Here is a 21409-nt window from a genome sequence, read left to right on the forward strand (position 1 = left end):
GACTTGTAAATAAGCGAGAAATCAGATGTCTGAGATGCTGCTGAAATACTGTGCCGGATTGCTCCTCATGTTGGCCATGGGGATGGTAGTGCCTGTATCAGCAGAAACGGCGACGACTACAGATACTGAAGAAGTCATCGTAGCCCGTGAAATCTTACAGCCTAAAAATAATCAAAATACTCCAGCCCAAAATACAGAAACTGCAGCAGCATCACAGCCGAAAATTGCCAATGACATAGCGGAAGGGCAGTTTCATCGCGACTTACCAAGCCTGAATGAACCGGTCATTGATCAGGCAAATTTACTTAGTCCCGCTGAAAAACAGCAACTCAGTCAGCGTATTTTGAAACTTTATAATGAAGGCAAAGGGCAAATAGGTGTAGTCATTGTTCCGACCACAGGGCAAGAAGATATTTTTGATTATTCCATGCGTGTTGCTGAAGCCTGGCAGCTGGGTTCAGCTAAACGCGACAATGGTTTGTTGATGACCATCGCCATTAATGATCGCCGTATTCAAATTTTGACCGGTTATGGTCTGGAGGGTGTACTGCCCGATATCGTGGCAGGTCGTATTATTAATGACAAAATCACACCTTATTTTAAACAGGGTCAATATGCTCAAGGGATTGATGCAGGTTTGACTGAAATTGAACGAATTTTGAATCTGGATCCTGATATTGCAGCACAGGCAGCGGATGAACTCAAAGAGCGTCATGAGCAGGCCTATAAAGCGCAACAGGCATCTCAAGCGACTTTTGGAGCAGTCATTTTTATCATTGTCGCTGGTGTCATTGGTTCTATGATCTTTGGCAGGAAGCTGAGTGCAGCGACTGCTGCAGTGGCTGGAACTGCAGCTGGATTAGTCAATGGCATGGGATTGGTCGCTAGCCTATTAATTGGTGCTGGAGTTTTCTTTTTGCTCGTGACCTCACTTGCTCAGCTGATCCTGCACGCCTTTATGGCAGGTGGAGGTCGTGGCGGCGGTAGTGGGCGTGGTGGTTTTGGGGGGGGCGGCTTCGGTGGAGGCGGTGGTGGTTTTGGCGGGGGAGGAGCATCAGGCTCATGGTAACAACGACAGATACAACAGAGATTGTCACGCAGCCAAAGCTGGAAGAACATGCGCAGCCGAGCTTTAAGCGCTGGTTAAAACATTTCTTCTATATGCCGGCAACCAAGCGGTTTTTCTCCAAGCAGGATCAACATGCCATTGCAGTTGCGGTCGAAGAAGGCGAGCATGGGCATGTGGGTGAGATTCAGGTGGTGATTGAAGGTTGTCTACCTTCACGATCTGCTTATTATCAAGATACGCTTTGTCGTGCCCGACAACTCTTTGCCGAGCTTGGTGTCTGGGATACTGAATATAATAGTGGAGTGCTGCTTTATTTGAATCTCTGCGAGCACAAGGTTGAAATTGTGATTGATCGTGGAATTAAGCAGGCCACTACTCAGGAAGTCTGGGATCAGATTTGTCAGCATATCGTTCAATTATTAAAACAAAAGCAGTTTAAGCAGGGTGTGATTGAAGGAGTAAAGCAGATTGGAGAGGTTTTAGATCAGTATTATGATCGTAAAATAGATGATTTAAAGAATGAATTAGGGAATAAACCGATTATTTTAGGGTGATTTTTTAACTAAATAACTGTATTTTAATGAATCTTATGAAACTTAAGAGTGTTAAAAGCCATAAGCCAACTTCATTGCCAAAACACTGTAGCACTTGAGACTGGACGTAAACGCGGTTCGATCAAGAAGAGCCGTTATGCGGCATTGGTGCAGTCGATTGAGTTGGCTACACAGGAAGCTGGACAAAATGTAATTTCTCCTGCACAACAGATTGAGCAAGCTAAAAATAAGACCAAAGCAGTTAAAACCGATTATGAACAGTTAAAGGAGGATTATGAAAGATTATTAGAAAAGTGTAATTCGCTGTTATTAGAGAATTTTGAGTTAAAACAAAAAAGAACGCATCTTTAAAGATGCGTTCTTATATTGCTTAACTTAACTCGCGGCTAAATTACAACGACCTGTTTCAAGGTTACAAATAGCTTTCTTATTGGTGCCCTTTGTAATCGTAGATGTAATAGTTTTTGTGGTTGCATCTGGATCGCCAATTTCACAAGTAGTTGAATCAGCAGGTTTGGCTGGAAGTGTAGTAGCACCATCTGGATCATTTTGGTAAATCATATATTTGGATGCATATGCTTTTGTATCTGCTAAACATGCATTATCAACAGCCTTTTTAGTATAGTTCTGATAAGCAGGAATCGCGATTGCAGCCAAAATACCGATAATAGCGACCACAATCATGAGCTCAATCAAGGTAAAGCCTTTCTGTACGTTCATAACATTCTCCACAAATGTTTTGTTAATTTAATTATAAGCTTTGTAAGCTAATTTATATTTAGCACAAAGTGTGCCAAGAGCATGTTATCTAATTATTATTTATGAAATCAATAGATTGTTTAATGAATTAAAAAATTTAAAAAAGCATAAAGTAAATTTATGTAACTAAGTGACAAAAAATGTCAGTTTTTTCTATTAGGTGCTTGTGCTTGGAGTTAAGTGAATTTAAATTTTTCAGACATTATGATCAAATTACAAAAGTGTTTGCTTTTTTGTTTATCATACGCCCAACTCCACCGCTTGATATTTTCATGAAATTCACGCTTGCCCTTATTGCAGCAATCCTGATCTCCCTTGCTTGGCTCATGCCCATTCACTACCGTCCTTGGGTGACCTATACAGGTGAGTTGTATGCCTTTTTTGCACTATTTGCATTAGCTGCAATTTGCTTAAAAGAAAAATTAAGAATTCCAGTAGTTAGTTTGCCATTATTAGTGCTTGCCTGTGTCCTGCTGATTCAATTTCTTATGGGGCAGGTCTTTTTCTTTAGTACTGCCATGATGGGCTTTATCTTTGTCTTTAGCTTTTGGCTCTCAAGCGTGCTAGGTTATAATTTTTCTATAGGAAATTATAACCGGGAAGAAACTTTCACTAATCTGAGCTATGTGTTTTTGGCTTCAGGTACGCTGACAGGAATTATTGCGATATGCCAATGGACTAATTTGGACGCGACTTTGCCAGGTATGGTGAATATCAGTGGTAATCAGCGTCCTTATGCCAATTTTGCCCAGCCCAATAATATGGCGACTTTTTTAGTCATGGCTTTGATGAGCTGTCTGTACCTCTATGAAAAGAAAAAAATTCAGACTAAGTGGCTATTTGCATGTGCTGCAGTAATTGTCATGGGCGTGGCTTTAAGCCAATCACGTACCGCTTGGGTCGCTGCGATTGCAATTATACTGTATCTAGCTTTCTACCAATATAAAGGTATTATCCGCCTGAAATGGTATTACAGCACTGCTTGGTTCCTCTTCTTTATTTCCTCTATTGTGACTTTTCCATTACTCAGTCAGTTGGCTGCACAGGCAATGGATACGGACGTCATACAAAGCAGGGATGTAGTAGCGCGTGCCACCGGCGATATGTCACGCCTCGCGATCTGGCAGCAGATGCTGGCAGCCATTCAGGCGCAGCCATGGTTTGGCTATGGCTGGTATCAGACCAGTGTCGCTTTTGTCTCGATTAGTGATACCGTGCAAGGTCCGGTCTGGATTCGTAGTGCACATAATTTTATTCTGGACTTTTTGCTCTGGAATGGACTGATCATCGGTCTGCCTTTCTTGGCATATTTTGGCTATTTAGGCTATCAGTTGCAGCGCTGGGTCAAGACACCAGAATCTGTCATCGGGATCTTGATGATCGGGGCTTTTGTGACACATGCCATGTTTGAGTTTCCACAGCATTATGCCTATTTCCTGTTGCCAGTCGGTTTTACTCTGGGTACGGTTCTGGCACAAAATCCAAAAATTAAAACAGTGGTTATGCCATCTATCGGCATGAAATTCATTTTTACTGTCGGATTGTTTTTATTGATTGTGATTTATCGCGACTATGATACCGCTGTACCAAAACTCGGTCAGAGCATTCGTTATGAGAAGCAGCCAGAAAAAATCACCAATGAAAAACCAATTTATTTGCTGACCGAGTTTAATCATCGCATTGCCTGGATTCGTCTGAATCCTTATAGCAAGGCATCTGCTGATCAGATTCTGGAAGGTGAACAAATGGTCTTGAGTTATCCGACTAAATATAACCTGATCAAATATGCCAAACTTTTAGCATTTAATGGATATGAGACTGAGGCTAAGCACCAGCTGCAACGCCTAAAGACTATTCAGAAAACTGAAATGAGTTATGAAGAATTAACGCAGGATGTACCTCGCTAAATACAAAAAAGCCAGCAGATGCTGGCTTTTTCTTGGCTTAATTTTAAGTTTAGAGCTGACTTTGAATATAGTTTTCGATACCAATACTTTCGATCAGATCAATTTGTGTCGTGGTCCAGTCTAGATAGTTTTCTTCTTTTTCCAGAATTTCCTGAACCAGATCACGCGTCACATAATCCATTTGGGTTTCAGCCAGTGCGACAGCTTTCTGAATAGCTTCGATATTTTCTTTGACTTTGCGCACATCACAATGCAGTACTTCTTGAGTATGCTGGCCGATATACAGTTTGCCCAGATTCTGCAAATTCGGCAAACCTTCCAAAAATAAAATACGTTCAATAATTTTATCGGCATGTTTCATCTGAACAATGGATTCTTTATATTCTGCCGAGCCCAGTTTCTCAATGCCCCAGTCATTAAACATGCGCGAATGCAGGAAATACTGGTTAATGGCAGTTAAGTGGTGATACAACACCTGATTGAGCTGATTAATCACATCACGATTGCCTTTCATCGCATAACTCCATTTGGACCTGTTTTATCTTTCTAAGAAAGCACTCTAATCCTGATAGTAAAGCAAGTCAGGGGCAAATGGCGAGTAATTTATCAAATCAAACGTAAAACCTCGTTTTCAAGGCAGGGATATAAATGAGTGACCTAAGCCATACGACATGAAATGTCGTTTCAAATTAACATTTTTAACTTTGGATATTCTATTGGTTATTTTCATTGATAAAATAATCGTATGAAAACACTTAAATTACGTATTAAAGATAAACATTCCAAGATATTAGAGCAATTAGCATCTGAAGTGAATTTCGTCTGGAATTATGTCAATGATTTAAGCTTTAAACACCTTAAAAGAAAAGGTGAATTTCTCAGTGCTTACGATATTGCTGAATATACGAAAGGTACATCTAGGCTTTGTGGGTTACATAGTCAAACCATTCAGGCTGTTACCGAAGAATTAGTCATACGCAGAAAGCAATTCAAGAAGACTAAACTAAAATGGCGGGTCAGTCATAAGAAATCAGCCAGAAGATCACTAGGTTGGATACCCTTTAAGAAAGTAGCAATCAAGTATGCTGATGGCCATATCCAGTATGGCAAGCATCAGTTTAAAATATGGGATAGCTATGGACTGTCAAATTACAGTATCAAGACTGGTTCGTTTGTCGAGGATGCGCGTGGCCGCTGGTATGTCTGCTTAGTTGTGAATAGCCCTGAAATTGAGAAATCGACTGCGACTAATTTGATTGGGATTGATCTGGGCTTAAAGGATATAGCCACTTGTTCGGATGGTACGATAATTTCAAATCCCAAGTTCTACCGTCAATATGAACAGAAATTAGGGATTGCTCAACGAGCTAAAAATAGAAAACGTGTCCGTGCATTACACGCCAAGATTGCAAACTGTCGTAAAGACCATTTGCACAAAGCAAGTACGATGCTTATAAAGAAAAATGCATTAATTGTTGTAGGCGATCTGAGTGCGAAAAAACTGGTGAAAACCAAGATGGCGAAGTCTGTTCTGGATACCGGATTTTCAGCATTCAAGACCATGCTCAAGTATAAATGCGAGAACGCAGGAGTATGGTTTGAAGAAGTTAGTGAAAGTTTCACAACCCAAATGTGTTCGTGCTGTGGTGAGGTCACTGCAAGCAGTCCGAAAGGTAGAGCAGATTTGCGAATAAGAGTATGGGAATGTGAAAACTGTTCAAGTGTTCTGGATCGGGACTTGAATAGTGCTAAGAACATACTTGCGCTTGGGCATAAGCGTCTCGCAGGAGGAATCAGCTCTATTTAGAGAGGTGAGGATGTCAAGGAACAGCAAATGAAAATCGACATCGAATCGATCCAGGCTTAGATGAGTGGCAATAAAAACCCGCCAGAGTCAAAGGCGGGGGAGTAATGATTGAAGATCATTGTTTTTCATTATGCTTATAAGGAGAAATATTTTGAATTTATGCTGCAACGGCCAGTCGTGCTGCGATTTGTGAAACTTCATCACTGATGATCATACGAGCTTCTGGTACACAGCGGCCACAGCAAGTTCCCAAGTCCAAGATATCGCGGACATCACGATAACTTTCAGCGCCATTTGCAATAGCATCTTTAATGTCTTGATCTGTAATGCCACGGCATAGACAAACGTACATAGGACACAACCACAGTGATTAAATAAGATAAGTAATATTATTGATAATTGTTATCGTTTGTCAATAAAAATCATTTGAAATAGCTTTTATCATGATTGATGATTTAGATAAAAAATCACTGCCTGAGCGGAAATCCAAGTACTGCTTAGATTTCCGCACAAGAGTGATTTGTGATTTAGAATGAGATATTGCAGGGCGGGAATTAAGTGGTTTTTATAACTTATTGATTAATGATGACAATACCATCCATCTCAACCAAGGCATCTTTAGGCAGGCTTGCGACACCTAAAGCGGCACGTGCTGGATAAGGCTGGGCAAAATACTCGCCCATAATCTGGTTCACAAGTTGAAAATGAGATAAATCGGTCAGGAAAATATTCAGTTTGGCGATATCTGCCAAAGAACCACCAGCGGCTTCACAGACTGCTTTTAAATTATCAAACACCCGGCGAATTTGAGCTTCAATGCCTTCAACCAGTTCCATACTATAAGGATCCAGGCCAATTTGACCTGATAGATATAAGGTATCACCCACTAAAATGGCTTGCGAATAAGTACCAATCGCAGCAGGGGCATTTTCAGTATGGATTACTTGGCGGGACATTAATTTCTCCTTTTATCATCGACATACATCATATTCGATCAATTCGGCCGATCAAAGCACTATCGTTTTAAATGATTAACTCGCTTTAGAGGCTTCACTAAAAACGACGGGCTGTGCCAGACGGATAATTCGCGGGAAACCGAAATACATGCGTAAATCCCGGATAATCTGCGCAATCTGTTTACGGTTATGCACCACGATATTGACATAGGTTTTGTCATCCTGAGTACGCACCATTTCCACCCCGGAATGCGCTTTACGACATTGATAAATCAGGTCAGAAATCTGCTCATCATCCATGGCCAGATCAATGCTGAGATAAGCGCTAAAGCTGATATCATCCAGATCATCGGCAGTCCACTGCAAGGGCATGATATTTTCAGGGTGCTGATGCTGTTCATGCAGCAGGTTATGACAGCGTGAACGGTGCACAATCAGGCCGCGACGAGTCAAATGACCTTGAATCGGATCGCCCAGCACCGGATTACAGCAATGTGCATATTTGACATCTACACCTTCAGTACCCTGAATCAGGCGCCCTGAGCTGGCAATGTTTTGATGCTGGTCTTGGGCGAATAAATGATTGGCCACCAGTTGCGGCAATAAGTCACCGACTGCAATCTGCTCAAACAGCTGCTCCTGAGTGGCAATATGGCGCCATTCCAGCAGGTTTTTCCAGTCCGCTTCGGTCAGATCCCGAATTGAGCGATGAAACAGTTTTAGGGCACGATTCAGGGCCTGTTGACCCACCAGACGCTGTTCGTCCAGATCCTGATCGCGCAAGATATTCTGAATGGCACGGCGGGCTTTCTGGGTGTTGATAAAGCTGAGCCAGTCCGGGTTGGGGGTTGCCAGGACATCGGTAATGATTTCGACCACCTGACCGCTGACTAGCGGGGTCGAGAGCGGTTTGGTCTCATTGTTAATTTTCGCCCCGATGGCATGGTTACCGAGAAACAGGCTGGCCGCATAAGCAAAATCAACCGCTGTGGCACCTTGCGGCAATTCGTGTAAATGCCCATGCGGGGTATACACCCAGATTTTTTCCTGATGCAGATAATCCAGTAATTCACTAAAGGTGGTTTTGGCACATTCACCATCGACCAACACGTTTAGATTTTGCATCGAGGCCTGAATTGCAGAACGACAGGCTTGCGGGGCATTTTCACCCAGTACCACACCAAAACGTGCGGCTTTACGCATCAGTTCGGTTTGAATGGTGAGCGACAAGGTGGTCTTTTCGCCTTTTAAACGCATCATCAAGGACTGGTTGCCACCGGGTAATGGACGGCGAATATGATCTTCATAGCTTTGAATTTTAAAGCTTTGAGTCAGAATTTCTGCCAGACGGTCACAATCTGCAATGCTTTGTAAAATAATTTCAAAGGCATGACTATGGGTCAGCTCTTGCAGGTCAATATCATTTTTAACAAAATGACGTAACAGCTCAATATTATTATTTTTCTTTTTGATTCGACCTTCAATTTTATAGTCTTCTAAGAGATCATTCAGCTTTTGTTCCCAGATCGCCTGATATTCACAACGTTTTGGCTTGGTTTCTAACAGCGCTGCCTGAACGTTGTTATACATGTCTAGATCAAGATTCTGATAACACAGATGTTCCAGATTGTCGGCCATTTCATTCATGCCGACAATACGTGCCATCGGCACAAAAATTTCAAAGGTTTCGCGGGCGATACGCGCGCGTTTGTCCGGGCGCAGCGCTTCCAAAGTGGTCATGTTGTGATAGCGGTCGGCCAGTTTCACAATAATGACACGTGGATCCTGTAAGGTGGCTTGCAGGATTTTTCGGAATGACGCGGCTTTATTATATTCTTTATCGCTGGAATGGCTGAGTTTGGTCACGCCATCGACCAGCTCGGCCACAGTAAAACCAAAAGTCTCGGTAATATCGTCTTTGTTAAAGTCAGTGTCTTCAATCACGTCATGCAGTAGTGCGGCCATCAGCGTTTCAGGGTCAAGACGCATATGCGCCAGAATACAGCTGACCGCAATCGGATGCAAAATATAGGGTTCGCCACTTTTACGCACAATGCCGTCATGGGCAATATCTGCATAATCACAGGCCGCAAGCACACGTTCGACATCGCTTTGATTTAAATACGCGTCGATCATCATCTCTAACTGCTGCTTGGCTTGACTGACCTGTGGGCCTGGCATAAAACACCTTTAAAACTGAGTTTCTTACAAATAAAATCATGAAAGCTTTGATTAAATATGAATTGTAGCGCTTGCCAAATTTTTACTTTAACAAATAGAAAGCGGATTCAAGTTCGATAGCTAACCCTTATGTTATAACCGTTCTGGCATAAATATAAAAGTCACATAACAAAAAAAAGCCTAGTTTAAAACTAGGCTTTTTTTGTGACGATCTCTTATTGGAAAGAAAAACCGTCTAAGTTTAGATTATTTGCAGAAAGTGCAAGGTCCAGACTTGATGTTTGATAGTCCTGATCACGTTGTTTCAAAATATCTTTGGATACATGACCTGCAGCGATTTCACGTAAAGCAACAACAGTCGGTTTGTCATTGTCCCATTCTACAGTTGGTTCAATACCTTGACGTGCCAATTGACGCGCGCGCTTGCTTGCCACTAGTACAAGCTCAAAGCGGTTGTCTACATGGTCTAAACAATCTTCAACGGTGACGCGTGCCATAAGAATTCTCGTTTGAATAATAAATTTTAACAGACTGCACAGTATAAAAGGCTTTGTCTATAGACTCAAGTTTTAATCACTGTTCAGTGGGTGTGATCAGTTGCTGAATCAGTTTTTCATGACGGTTGGCTTGCTGCGACAAGGTTAAACGGTTGGCGATAATGACCGCTTCGAGATCATGCAGCGCCTTGTTAAAGTCATCATTGATAATAATATAGTCAAAGTTGCTATATTGCTGCATATCTTCCACTGCACAGCTCAGACGATGTTCAATGACATCAACTGTGTCGGTACCCCGGTTAGACAGACGTTCACGCAGGTCAAACTGACTTGGTGGCAAGATAAAAATTTGTTTAGATTCAGGAAAAAGTCGACGGACTTGTTGTGCACCTTGCCAGTCAATTTCCAGCAGCACATCATGACCTTTGGCCAGTTGTTCTTTAACGGTCGCCTGTGCAGTACCGTAGTAATTACCGAATACTTCTGCGTATTCAATAAAACCACCTTCATTGACCAGATTCAAAAAATCGTCTTTCTGGGAGAAATGATAGTGCACGCCATCGAGTTCGCCAGGTCGTTGACCGCGTGTGGTATGGGACACAGAAACGTGAAGGTTATTGACACGCTCAAGTAGGGCTTTAACAAGGGATGTTTTGCCTGTTCCAGACGCTGCAGAAACGACAAACAAGAGACCCGACATGATATTTTTCCTGATATGATAAAATATCTTCTCTATTTTAGAGTAGACCGGCTTTAAACTAAATAGTTACCAGTCGATTGTTTACATTTATTTCAATTGAACCGCTAAAAATGGTGTGAGTATTGAGGATTCTATGGAAATTGTTTTAGCCAACCCACGTGGTTTTTGTGCTGGTGTAGATCGTGCCATTGCGATCGTGAACCGTGCCCTAGAATGCTTTAATCCACCGATTTATGTGCGGCATGAAGTGGTGCATAATAAATTTGTGGTCGATGACTTGCGTCAGCGTGGTGCGATTTTTGTCGATGAACTCGATGAGGTACCTGACGATAATATCGTGATTTTTAGCGCGCATGGTGTTTCTAAAGCAGTACAACAAGAAGCTGAGCGTCGTGGTCTGAAGGTTTTTGATGCGACTTGTCCCTTGGTGACTAAGGTACATATTGAAGTCACCAAATATGCCCGTGAAGGTGTAGAAGCGATCCTGATTGGTCATGAAGGTCACCCTGAAGTCGAAGGTACCATGGGGCAATATGACAAAAAAAATGGTGGTGAGATTTATCTGGTTGAAGATGAAGAAGATGTCGCCGCTTTAACGGTACGCAATCCTGAAAAAGTCGCTTTTGTCACGCAAACAACCTTGTCGATTGATGATACGGCGAAAGTGATTGATGCTTTACGCCAAAAATTCCCTTTAATTCAAGGGCCGCGTAAAGATGATATTTGCTATGCCACCCAAAATCGCCAGGATGCAGTACGTGATCTGGCCGAGCGTTGTGATGTGGTACTTGTCGTGGGTTCGCCAAATTCATCAAACTCCAACCGTCTGCGTGAGTTGGCAGAACGTATGGGTAAAGCGGCCTATCTGGTTGATAATGCCGATGAACTCAAACAGGAATGGTTTGAAGAAAATGCCCAGATTGGAGTAACCGCCGGAGCTTCTGCACCAGAAATTCTGATTAAACAGGTCATTCAGCGTTTACAGGATTGGGGTGCCCAAGCACCTAAAGAGTTGGATGGTCGTGAAGAGAATATTACATTTAGTTTACCCAAAGAGTTACGTATTCCGGTAACTCAGGCCTAAAGTGTTAAGTACTTAACATTCTGAATTTTTTAGGAATTGACAGATAATTGCTTTTTGGCAATTATCTGTTTTTTTATACCTTTTATCTGTTGTGTGTATGTTTTGTAATTAAGTGAGATATTATTTTTAATAGGGTAAAGTTTTGTTGCTTTGGGGGCGGGATGAAAAAGAATAAGGGATTTACGTTAATTGAGCTGATGGTGACGATTGCGGTGTTGGCGATTATTGCAGGAATGGCTGCTCCTTCTATGAATGATTTTAGAAAAAACCAACAGATAAAAGAGCAAGAAAAGAAGCTTAAATTGGCTTTAACCGAGGCACGCACTGAAGCTAGATTACAAAATAAACCCATGACTGTTTCATTTTCTACTCATATTGATTCCGCTAAATATGAAATTAATGAAAATAACGAAATAGTATTCCGTAATAATGGAATGGTAGTGATGCCTGATAAAAAAAATAAATTCTGTTTACAGATTTCAGAAAAAAATGGAACACGCATTAAATATTTGGAGCTTTCTGTTTTAGGAGTTATTTCAGCTAGTAATAGTGATTGTAACGAATTAGATGGAGATAGTGATGAATAAGCAAAAGGGTGTGGGCTTAATTGAAATTATTGCTTCTTTAGTCATTCTTGCAATCGCTGCTATGGGATTTGTTGCCTTGCAATATCGAACCTTGGAAATGGCATCCGAATCTTTAAGTCGTGTTGAAGCTGTCAATATAGCTCGGAATTTATCTGAGCGGATGTATGTGAGTCGTACCTCTTATACGAATTGTTTTAAAGGATCATGTTCTGGAGATACATTTGCAGGTAAGGATTGGAATGAAATGCATGAGTTGGCGGCCGCTAGAGGTATGAATATAGGAGTCTATAAATGTCCAGCCACTAATAATGGTCGTCAGTGTATTTATGTTGCATGGGGAGAAACGAGTCCCGAACCAGGCTCTTGTACAGAAACAGACAAGTTCGCATATAAGTCAGATGCAAAGTGTGTTGTTGTGGAGGCATTCAATGAGTAGTTTTAATAATAAAGGCTTCACACTGATTGAACTTATGGTTTCGCTTGTACTTGGTCTTATTATTGTTGGGGCTGCATTTCAAATGCTAATTTCTGGTCAACGTAGCTTAGCATTTCAAGAATCAATCCAAGGACTACAAGATAATGCAAATATAGGCATTAACTACGTTGCAGATGATATTAAGCTTACAAACCTGAATTTACCATTTACTGAAATTAAGCCAAATCAAGTGTCTGGATTAATTGTGAAAACTGCTAATTATATGACTGGTGCTACGAGTACATCTGTTTCAGGTGAGGGTTCAGCATCAGATTTTGTAAATGCTAAAAGTGATGTATTGGTGATTCAATACAAGCCTGATCAATCAAAAGAATATGATTGTGAGGGTAATAGCATAAATTCAGATGATATTGTTGTTCAGCGTTATTTTATACGTAAGGATGCAAATGATTATGTGTTGGCTTGTGATGCTGGTAAATACAAAGATGGTATAGCACTTTCGGGTCTAAATGGTACAGGTCAAATTATTATGAAGGGTGTCGATCTTTTTAAGATACGTATAGGTGTAAAAGACAGCACAAACGCTCTTTCATATAAGACATTAGCTGAATTTTCAGCTCTCCCAAATACATCTAAAGCTGTCTCCTTACAAATTGGAATTTTGTCACGTTCATTGGACAGTATTAGTAGTAACTCAGAAGAAAAATTAAAGCACAAAATATTCAGTACTGAATATTCAATTACCAAGCCGACTAATGTAACTACTAAATATGTTTGGATTCCTGTTGAACGAACGATTGCTTTACGCAATGGGCTGGGAGAAGAGTTATGAACAAAGTCAATCAGCAAGGTTCAACAATTGTTGTGGTTATGGTGGTGGTTATTTTACTAACGATCATTGGTGCTATGGCCATGCGTGGCGGTATGTTTGGTCTAAGAATTGCGACCAATAGCCAAGTGAATAACATTATGGACCAAAATAATGATGCCTCTTTTTATTATATTGAAAATTTAGATTTTATTAAGAAGCAATTGGTTGGAATGGGATTATTTGGATTCCCTAAAATGGCTGATAATCGTAATAAAGAATTAGTACTTTGCTATCGTGGAAGTTCTACGAAATTCTATCAACTTGGTAAGGCAAGTCTAATTTATTCAGAACTTGAAAGTGGTTCTGAAACAGTGAAAAAAGAGCATATTGGGGGCTCTTCAAATATGGGGTTCTGCCAAGTTGATTCTTCTAAGTCTGACTTTGTAAGTGGTCGTGGTGCTGCAATGACTCAAATCGCTGTGCGTATATCAGGTTATTCAGAGGATGAGCCATTTGCGCATTATCAAATCGGGACAGATGCTGAAACAGGAAAATTAGAGGACACATTACGTGTGGTTGTAAGCTCAACTACTGTTATGCCAGTACTTAGCTCTGCAACGGATACCACCATAAATAATTGTATGCAGAACTTAAGTTATATCGATGATCCAGATTCTGACTTGCAGACGGTTTCAAAATGTTTGAGCGGTGCAAGTGTTCCATTCAAGACTCAAGTTGCAGAATATAATTTGGGTCAATTCATTAAAAAATATTCTGCTCCAGCAAGCTCTTAGGAGAGCCGTTATGAAAATTAGCACACACATGAAAACAAAATGGATGCAATTTAAAGTATCGGCTTTATCAGCATCGGTGACAGCTTTAATTATAAGTAGTATCCCAACACAAATTTCAGCATCTGATATTGATATTTATCAGGCTGGAGGTACTGGTGGGGTGAATATTTACTTTATGCTAGATGCTTCAGGTAGTATGGAGGCAATGAGTTTAGGTGATGATTATAGTCATACATCAAGTAAGAGTAATATAGTTTCATGTAGAACTGTAAATCAGAGTGGACGCACTTACACAATTGCTAATAATGGATCATATTATATCAGTGTAACGGAAGGAGTAGATGGTTTAGGTACTCATAATTATTCAGGTAATCAATATGAATATGTCGGTGCTGGGAATGGATCTTATAAGGTCTCAGAAGTTAGGTTGCCTACTTCTGGCATACGAGTTAGTAGATCACCTTCTTTTAATAAACCAAGCCAATCTTGTACAGAGTCTAAAGAAATCTGCAATGGGCAAAATGGTAATTTTACGCTTCCTTTAAGTAGCTCTTTATATCTGAACGGTTATGTTTATGCTCCTAAAAATGAAAGACATTGTCTAGTAAAAGAATCTTATTTAAATTTAAATAATACTAGTGATTTAAATTATCTCAACAAAATTAAAAAAATTTGTGAACCTAGTGAAAACGAAGGTGAATATCGTTGTTTGACTAGATTATCAATTTTAAAGAAAGGGTTATTGAATCTTGCTACAAATGAAAATTTGAATGAAGAAATTTATTTCGCTGTGGGTGTTTATAGAGCTAATGAAGCTGTTACTGAAAGTTCTTATTTGACAGGTGATAAAGTTCAGTTCATTGCTATGGATGATGAGGGACGTCGAATTTTTTCACAAACTGTTGAAGATATTGAGACGGGGAATGGTACTCCAATAGCAAAGGCATTTAATACTGCGGCAGCTGCACATTACAATAAAATAAATAAAAGTTCTAAAGGAAATGTAAATCCTGAATGTAGTGGTAATGGGGTTTATCTACTTACGGATGGGGTGCCCCAAGGTGATGCAAATGATGGCTCTAGATATGGTTATAGTGAATTAAGAAATAATACCACTGATAAATATGCACCTTTATATTCAAGAGCTTTAGCGATAGCAGATAATAGTACTGCTAATCCTCTAGGTTTTAAGCCTTACTGGAGAAGGGTGGCTGGTAGTATTTTACATGTTGGTAGCGATAAGGCTAAAAGCATCAAAACTGCGACCGTAGGTTTTGGGGGGATGTATTATAAAGAGTTCACTCTCGAACAAGCATTGTTGAATAAAGCAGGTAACTTTCAGTGCTCCACTTTGAGTGGTAAAGAGGGGGATTTATCCACTTTATGCTATTTAGGTGAAAAAAGCTCAAATTATGGTAAAGGTGGATTCTATACCGCTCAATCTACAAATGATCTAGTTGATAGTATTTTACAATTTGTGAGTGATGTTTCAGTAGAAATTGAAGGTTCTACTATGGGAACTAGTACTGTCCCGGTAGATGCATTAAATCCAACCCAACTTCAAAACTATTCATATTTCCCAATGTTTAAGCCTATTGTAGGGGGGGATGAACAACTTTGGGCTGGAAATTTGAAGAAATTTTCGGTTAAAACCAGTAGCGGCACAATCGTAGATCAATTAGATAAGCCTGTATTTAAAGATGGTAAAATTCAAGAAAAACTAAGTGATTATTGGTATGAAAGTGCTGGTAGCTCTGATGATGATGTATATATGGCTTGGGGTGGTTTATTAAGTAAACTTAAAGTTCATCATAAGCCATTAGTTGCTTCTGGAAATTTGGGCTTTAATCGAAGCATTTATTTGGATAATGGTAATGCTCTACAACATGCAGTAACAGATATACTTAATGCTAATACTACTGCTAATTCAAGCTTACATAATAAAAAACACTATTTGTTTGGTTTGTTAGGTTACTCAAAACTGACTCAAATTGACTTTGATGCATTGGTAAGTAAATCATATGCTGAGCAACTCAGTTACCTTCAAACTAAAAGTAGTGTCCAAAATTTCCAAATGGGTTCAGTGATTCATTCAACACCAATTATGTTGACTCAAAAAGGTTTTTTTGAGGAAAAAGATGGAGAATATGGAGTTTCTGAGAGAGAAGACTATATTTTAGCGGGTACTACACAAGGTTTAGTACAGGTTGTAAATGCAGATACAGGTAAAGAAGTCTTTAGTTTCTTACCAAGCGAATTTTTAACTCGCACTCAAAACAGTCAAGAAAAAGGCTTTGCTGAATCACTGGCAATGGGACGGTTTACAACAGCAGATACAGATAATTTCTTCTATGGTGTAGATGGACCATGGGTTGCGCATACTGAATACCAATATAGCTTTGAAGGCGATAAAGAAATTATGACGGCTAAAAAGCAATATGCTTATGGTGGTCTTCGTATGGGGGGCAGAAGTTATTACGCATTGGATTTAACTGATTTAGGCAAAATTTCTGGTAAGCCAAAGCTATTATTTGCGATTAAACCCGATAATCATACATCTGGAGCTTTATCTTATATGGGAGAAAGTTGGTCAAAACCAGTAGTCACCTATATTCCTTGGAAAGGGCAGAAAAAATTAGCCATGATTGTGGGTGGTGGTTATGATAGGAAGTATGAAGAACAACTGAGTAATACTGAATTAAGTGGCAAAGTGAAAGGTAATGGAATCTATATCTTTGCTGCTGAAGATTTGGATACCAATACTAAAGCGGGTAGTTTGCTGTGGTGGGGGAGTAGTAAAGCGACGTCTAAAGATGGTGCTATTGAATCTACAGAAATTAAAACAATGACACATAGTATTCCATCACGCGTTAAAGCAGTTGACCGTAATGGTGATGGTATAACAGATCACCTATATGTAGGAGATTTAGGTGGGCAAGTTTTCCGAGTTGACTTTAATTCTAAATTAGGGACAAGTGCAACAAATACTACATTGGTTTATCAAGCGAAGAAAATCGCTGATTTAAATACAAGTAATAAAACTCCAAGACGTTTTTACGAGCCCCCAACATTTACAATTCATAAAGATGACAACGGCAAACGTTTTGCAATGGTGACATTGGCTTCAGGAGATCGTAGTAGTCCATTAGACACGGGCACGTCTTATCCTCAAGATTATGTTGTTGCAATTAAAGATGATACTGTGACGTCTAGTCCAGTAGGTACTCCTACATTAATTACCCTAGATTCGATGCACGATATAAGTGGTACTGGTAGCTTTAATAAAGGTACTCATAAAGGCTGGTTTTTTCCAATGCCTAAAGTAGGTAAAGATGCGAAGCATCAAGTAAGAGCAATGGAAGAAGGTATAGCATTAGACAATGATTTGTACTATTCACTTTTTAATCCTGATGAAAGTACTGCTAAAGATGGGGATGCAACAGAATGTACTGGCGGGATTGTAGGTAGTAGTTCAGCTTACAAATTTTGCCTGCCTTATGGTGATAAAACTTGTTTTGGAACGACTACATCCACCAACCCTGAGAAAATTGGAGATCTAGGTTCAGGTATTATAGGCTTAACATTTGGTGCTGGTCGCTCAACAGCTACTAATAGAACCTTAATTTTTAATAAGGATATTGATCCTAAGCCACCAGAATATACGGTGTCTGACAAATTGATACCTAAACGATGGTTTGAATATTTACCATTTAATTCTGGTGGTGACTAATGATGAAAAATATTAAAGGATTCACTTTAATAGAGCTCATGATCGTTGTTGTCATCTTGGCAATTGTGGCAGCTATAGCGCTGCCCAGCTATCAAGCTTATGTGCGTAAAGGTAATGAAAAGCTTGCATTGCAACAAATTGCTGATCTGAGTCTTGAGCTTGAGAAAGAGAAGTCACGTAACTTTAGTTATGAAGGTATGAATGGAAAAAGTGTGACAGCAAATGCAGGAACAAAACATGTTTATACAACTACTGTCACTTCAGAGTTAAGAAAATGGTCAATAAAGTCTTGTGTTAATCAGGCCTTAGATGATTCAAGTTTATATAAAAATTATGCATCGAATAGTCAGGGGGCAACATGTGAATGGTCTGATACTTCTTGTACAGTACCAGTTAATTGCCAATGAGGAGTCAAATGAAATCATATAAACAAGGTTTTACGCTCATTGAATTAATGATTGTTGTGATCATAATTGGTATTTTGGCTGCAATTGCTTATCCAAGCTATACGGATTACCAAGAAAGAACCAAACGCGTTGAAGCTCAAAGTGTGATGTTAGATATTGCGCAACAGTTATCAGCATACAAAGTTGCACACGGAAGTTATAGAGATGCATCGACAGCAGCATTTATTACAACGAATGTACCCGATGACGTAAAGAGTAATTATGCTCTAGGTTTAGTGCTTGCTAATAGTGATCAGACATGGACACTCACAGCAACTCCGGTGCCTACTGGAAAATTACAAGGTACTGGTGCAATAACGTTAGATAGCACAGGCAAACAGTGCTGGGAGAAAACTTCCGGTGCATGTGAGCCATGGGACGGTAAATAAACCCAAAATTGTAGCCAACCAATTTTTGATCTTTCATTCAGGGTAAACTTCGCGTAAAATGTTGCCCTCTATGAAAGGGGTTTGAAATGTATCGGTGGTCGGTGCAGGGATAATCCGTAAAAACTATAAGGTTCTATCATGGTTGTTATTCGTCTTACTCGCGGTGGTGCTAAAAAACGTCCGTTCTATCAAATCGTTGTAACTGATAGCCGTAATGCACGTGACGGTCGTTTCATCGAACGTATCGGTTTCTTCAACCCGACAGCTCAAGGTAAAGCAGAAAAACTTCGTTTAGATGCTGACCGTTTTGCTCACTGGGTTTCTCAAGGTGCTCAACCTTCAGATCGCGTTGCTTCTTTAGCTGCTCAAGCTAAAAAAGCTGCAACTGCTGTTTAATATGGTAGTAGATTGCCCATGACACCAACACAGAATGTTCCCGAAGATCGTATTCAGATTGGACAGCTACGTTCAGCATATGGATTAAATGGGTGGCTCTGGGTCTATTCCAATACAGAACCCATGAGCAACATATTTGACTATCTGCCTTGGTACATTGAGACCAAAGCAGGTTGGCAAATTGTCGATGTAAAACGTTGGAAACCACATGGTAAAGGCCTGGTTGTTTCGCTTAAAGGTGTGAGTGATCGCACTGGGGCAGACCAACTGGTTGGCACCAATGTCTGGATTGCTAAATCGCAACTGCCTCAAGCGGGTGTAGATGAATATTATTGGTCTGATTTAAAGGGTCTAACAGTGTTAGGTCTGAATGATGAGGATCAAGAAGTGAATCTCGGTCAAATTTTTGAACTGTTTGAAACAGGTGCCAATGATGTGATGGTGGTTCGCGCAACTGCCGACAGTATCGATGGCGAAGAGCGCATGATTCCATGGCATAAAGATGTGGTACAACGCGTTGATCTTGAAGCTGGTCGTATTTACGTCAATTGGGGCGTAGACTACTAACACTTTTGGAAATACGGGAGTCTGCGATGTTTTTTGCAGTCATTACGCTTTTTCCTGAAATGTTTGAAGCGATTACAGCCTACGGTATTAGCGGGCGCGCAGCAAAACGTGATTTGATGCAAATTCATTGCATCAATCCTCGCGATTTTGCGACGGGCAACTACAAACGGGTGGATGAACGTCCATTCGGTGGTGGTCCGGGTATGGTGATGATGGCGGAGCCTTTGGCACAAGCAATCCACCGTGCCAAAGAGCTTGCAAATGAAGCAGGCGCAGTTCAGGTTCCTGTGGTGTATATGTCACCGCAAGGAAAAACTTTAAACGAAACTGCAGTACAAGACTTCGTTCAATATGACGGATTGATTGTACTGTGTGGGCGTTATGAGGGGGTCGATGAACGTTTGATCCAGCAATATGTTGATCAGGAATGGTCAATTGGTGATTATGTTTTGTCGGGTGGTGAACTGCCAGCGATGGTTTTATTAGACAGTATTATCCGGAGGCTTCCGGGGGCGATGTCTGATGAACAATCCCATGTGCAAGACTCCTTTGTGGATGGTCTGTTAGACTGCCCACAATATACCAAGCCTGACCAGTTTGAAGGTTTGGATGTGCCTGAGGTACTTAAATCAGGTCATCATGCAAACATTGAAAAATGGCGGTTTTTGCAGCGTTATCAACGGACACTTGAACGTCGACCTGAACTGGTCGAACAAGTAGAATTGACCAAGCAGCAAAAAAAATGGCTGAAAGATTTGTAAGACATTGCTGAGAAATTGGTGCTGTCTTCGAAAACGGTACTTAAATTGAGTTTAAGTATTCTTTAATAGGCTCTTTAAAGTTGAGATGGTCAACTTTAAAGGGAAAGATAATCGGGTCTATGCGCTTTAGCCTCTAGCCCCCGCGATGATCAGACCTCTTCTGACTCGCATTATTGGAGATACCCCATGAGCGGTAAGCATCCTTTAGTTCAAGTAATTGAAAATGCACAATTGAAACAAGACATCCCTGCTTTTGCACCAGGTGATACAGTGATTGTTTCTGTAAAAGTTAAAGAGGGCGACCGTGAGCGTCTTCAGGCTTTTGAAGGTGTGGTAATTGCGAAGAAAAACCGTGGCTTGAACTCTGCGTTCACAGTACGTAAAATTTCTAGCGGTGTTGGTGTTGAGCGTGTATTCCAAACTCACTCTCCAATCGTAGCTAAAGTTGAAGTGAAACGTCGTGGTGACGTTCGTCGCGCTAAACTTTACTACCTACGCGAATTGTCTGGTAAAGCTGCACGTATCCGTGAAAAATTACCAGCTCGTAAAGTTAAAGCTTCTTAAGTTTAGGCTCAAGTTAAGTTTTATCTCGAGTTAAAAAATGCGCCTTTGGGCGCATTTTTTATATCCTAATATTTATATAAGAACTATAAGCCTTGCAGTTTCAATCGATTGGCATGTTGACGATACACATCGACTGGGTCAGGGGCAAAGATGCTTTTCAGGCCCAAGACCATATTGACTTCATCCAGAGTAAGCGTCCGCTGAACCCCACTTTTTCTAACTCATTAATACCGCGATAGTGTCCACTTAAATTTAAGTGGACACCTATTTATGGATTTAAAGACAGTTATAGACAGTGCACCAACGCTAAAAAAGCCCCGTCGAACCTTCACAGCTGAATTTAAACATCAACTTATTCAGCAATGCCAGCAGCCAGATACATCAGTGGCCAAGGTAGCAATGCAACATCAGATC

At 40.5% G+C, this 21409-nt stretch carries 24 protein-coding genes and 1 pseudogene; 17 read left to right on the top strand and 8 right to left on the bottom strand.

Going from position 1 to position 21409, the window contains the following annotated elements:
- Window positions 1-25 precede the first annotated feature (25 nt).
- From FTT75_RS05920 to FTT75_RS05930, 3 genes are read left to right on the top strand one after another with little or no spacing between them, the layout of a single operon-like run.
- The gene (locus FTT75_RS05920) at window positions 26-1069 is read left to right on the top strand and encodes a YgcG family protein (protein WP_180186055.1); all 1044 of its coding nucleotides are present in this window, start codon (window positions 26-28) and stop codon (window positions 1067-1069) included.
- Complete coding sequence (locus FTT75_RS05925) at window positions 1063-1623, top strand: TPM domain-containing protein (protein WP_180186056.1); 561 nt, start codon at window positions 1063-1065, stop codon at window positions 1621-1623. The genes FTT75_RS05920 and FTT75_RS05925 overlap by 7 nt, the downstream gene beginning before the upstream one ends.
- A gap of 48 nt (window positions 1624-1671) precedes the next feature.
- Window positions 1672-1974, top strand: coding sequence for a hypothetical protein (locus tag FTT75_RS05930; protein ID WP_373686579.1), 303 nt, complete (start codon window positions 1672-1674; stop codon window positions 1972-1974).
- Between the two features lie 24 nt (window positions 1975-1998).
- On the opposite strand, the gene FTT75_RS15960 is transcribed toward FTT75_RS05930, so the two are convergent.
- Complete coding sequence (locus FTT75_RS15960) at window positions 1999-2343, bottom strand: prepilin-type N-terminal cleavage/methylation domain-containing protein (RefSeq protein ID WP_180186057.1); 345 nt, start codon at window positions 2341-2343, stop codon at window positions 1999-2001.
- Between the two features lie 311 nt (window positions 2344-2654).
- Here FTT75_RS15960 and FTT75_RS05940 point away from each other — a divergent pair, with 311 nt between their 5' ends.
- Complete coding sequence (locus FTT75_RS05940; RefSeq protein WP_180186058.1) at window positions 2655-4289, top strand: PglL family O-oligosaccharyltransferase; 1635 nt, start codon at window positions 2655-2657, stop codon at window positions 4287-4289.
- Between the two features lie 49 nt (window positions 4290-4338).
- Here the strand turns inward: FTT75_RS05940 and bfr are convergent, their stop codons facing one another.
- Entirely contained in the window at window positions 4339-4803 is a 465-nt protein-coding gene (gene bfr, locus FTT75_RS05945; protein WP_005101322.1) for a bacterioferritin, read from the bottom strand.
- 231 nt (window positions 4804-5034) lie between these two features.
- On the opposite strand from bfr, the gene FTT75_RS05950 reads away from it, so the two are divergent.
- Entirely contained in the window at window positions 5035-6096 is a 1062-nt protein-coding gene (locus FTT75_RS05950) for an RNA-guided endonuclease TnpB family protein (protein WP_005265548.1), read from the top strand.
- Between the two features lie 157 nt (window positions 6097-6253).
- On the opposite strand, the gene FTT75_RS05955 is transcribed toward FTT75_RS05950, so the two are convergent.
- The 5 genes from FTT75_RS05955 to gmk form a co-directional block, all read right to left on the bottom strand.
- Entirely contained in the window at window positions 6254-6448 is a 195-nt protein-coding gene (locus FTT75_RS05955; RefSeq protein WP_180186059.1) for a bacterioferritin-associated ferredoxin, read from the bottom strand.
- 220 nt (window positions 6449-6668) lie between these two features.
- Complete coding sequence (locus tag FTT75_RS05960) at window positions 6669-7052, bottom strand: RidA family protein (protein WP_004644973.1); 384 nt, start codon at window positions 7050-7052, stop codon at window positions 6669-6671.
- Window positions 7053-7127: 75 nt separating this feature from the next.
- The gene (locus FTT75_RS05965) at window positions 7128-9233 is read right to left on the bottom strand and encodes a bifunctional (p)ppGpp synthetase/guanosine-3',5'-bis(diphosphate) 3'-pyrophosphohydrolase (RefSeq protein ID WP_180186060.1); all 2106 of its coding nucleotides are present in this window, start codon (window positions 9231-9233) and stop codon (window positions 7128-7130) included.
- A 215-nt stretch (window positions 9234-9448) separates the two neighbouring features.
- The gene (gene rpoZ / locus FTT75_RS05970) at window positions 9449-9730 is read right to left on the bottom strand and encodes a DNA-directed RNA polymerase subunit omega (protein ID WP_004650579.1); all 282 of its coding nucleotides are present in this window, start codon (window positions 9728-9730) and stop codon (window positions 9449-9451) included.
- Window positions 9731-9806: 76 nt separating this feature from the next.
- Window positions 9807-10430 (bottom strand): guanylate kinase, encoded by a 624-nt coding sequence (gmk, locus tag FTT75_RS05975; protein WP_074383620.1) that lies wholly within the window; start codon window positions 10428-10430, stop codon window positions 9807-9809.
- A 133-nt stretch (window positions 10431-10563) separates the two neighbouring features.
- Between gmk and ispH the strand changes: the two genes are divergently transcribed.
- From ispH to rplS, 12 genes are all read left to right on the top strand, one after another.
- Window positions 10564-11514: a 4-hydroxy-3-methylbut-2-enyl diphosphate reductase gene (gene ispH / locus FTT75_RS05980; RefSeq protein ID WP_180075333.1), complete on the top strand. Its 951-nt coding sequence runs from the start codon at window positions 10564-10566 to the stop codon at window positions 11512-11514.
- Window positions 11515-11675: 161 nt separating this feature from the next.
- On the top strand, window positions 11676-12101 hold the full coding sequence (locus FTT75_RS05985; protein WP_180186061.1) for a Tfp pilus assembly protein FimT/FimU: 426 nt from the start codon (window positions 11676-11678) through the stop codon (window positions 12099-12101).
- Window positions 12094-12537, top strand: a complete 444-nt coding sequence (locus FTT75_RS05990) for a prepilin-type N-terminal cleavage/methylation domain-containing protein (protein ID WP_218954440.1) — start codon at window positions 12094-12096, stop codon at window positions 12535-12537. The genes FTT75_RS05985 and FTT75_RS05990 overlap by 8 nt, the downstream gene beginning before the upstream one ends.
- A complete protein-coding gene (locus FTT75_RS05995; RefSeq protein WP_180186063.1) occupies window positions 12530-13369 on the top strand; it encodes a PilW family protein in 840 nt (279 codons plus the stop codon). The genes FTT75_RS05990 and FTT75_RS05995 overlap by 8 nt, the downstream gene beginning before the upstream one ends.
- Window positions 13366-14142 (top strand): hypothetical protein, encoded by a 777-nt coding sequence (locus FTT75_RS06000; RefSeq protein WP_180186064.1) that lies wholly within the window; start codon window positions 13366-13368, stop codon window positions 14140-14142. The genes FTT75_RS05995 and FTT75_RS06000 overlap by 4 nt, the downstream gene beginning before the upstream one ends.
- 10 nt (window positions 14143-14152) lie before the next feature.
- Complete coding sequence (locus tag FTT75_RS06005; protein WP_180186065.1) at window positions 14153-17872, top strand: pilus assembly protein; 3720 nt, start codon at window positions 14153-14155, stop codon at window positions 17870-17872.
- Window positions 17873-17874: 2 nt separating this feature from the next.
- On the top strand, window positions 17875-18279 hold the full coding sequence (locus FTT75_RS06010; RefSeq protein WP_180186067.1) for a prepilin-type N-terminal cleavage/methylation domain-containing protein: 405 nt from the start codon (window positions 17875-17877) through the stop codon (window positions 18277-18279).
- Window positions 18280-18287: 8 nt separating this feature from the next.
- Window positions 18288-18707: a type IV pilin protein gene (locus FTT75_RS06015; protein ID WP_180186066.1), complete on the top strand. Its 420-nt coding sequence runs from the start codon at window positions 18288-18290 to the stop codon at window positions 18705-18707.
- A gap of 138 nt (window positions 18708-18845) precedes the next feature.
- Complete coding sequence (rpsP, locus tag FTT75_RS06020) at window positions 18846-19103, top strand: 30S ribosomal protein S16 (protein ID WP_005094274.1); 258 nt, start codon at window positions 18846-18848, stop codon at window positions 19101-19103.
- Window positions 19104-19121: 18 nt separating this feature from the next.
- Window positions 19122-19670, top strand: coding sequence for a ribosome maturation factor RimM (gene rimM / locus FTT75_RS06025; RefSeq protein ID WP_100329381.1), 549 nt, complete (start codon window positions 19122-19124; stop codon window positions 19668-19670).
- A gap of 26 nt (window positions 19671-19696) precedes the next feature.
- On the top strand, window positions 19697-20431 hold the full coding sequence (gene trmD / locus FTT75_RS06030; RefSeq protein ID WP_004644986.1) for a tRNA (guanosine(37)-N1)-methyltransferase TrmD: 735 nt from the start codon (window positions 19697-19699) through the stop codon (window positions 20429-20431).
- A gap of 186 nt (window positions 20432-20617) precedes the next feature.
- On the top strand, window positions 20618-20995 hold the full coding sequence (gene rplS / locus FTT75_RS06035) for a 50S ribosomal protein L19 (protein WP_005094271.1): 378 nt from the start codon (window positions 20618-20620) through the stop codon (window positions 20993-20995).
- 83 nt (window positions 20996-21078) lie between these two features.
- Here rplS and FTT75_RS06040 read toward each other — a convergent pair.
- Window positions 21079-21183, bottom strand: a pseudogene (locus tag FTT75_RS06040) (triacylglycerol lipase); the annotation flags it as partial.
- Window positions 21184-21409: the final 226 nt, after the last annotated feature.

It is taken from the genome of Acinetobacter sp. YH01008, from assembly GCF_013420435.1.
GTDB classification, from domain to species: Bacteria; Pseudomonadota; Gammaproteobacteria; order Pseudomonadales; family Moraxellaceae; genus Acinetobacter; species Acinetobacter pseudolwoffii.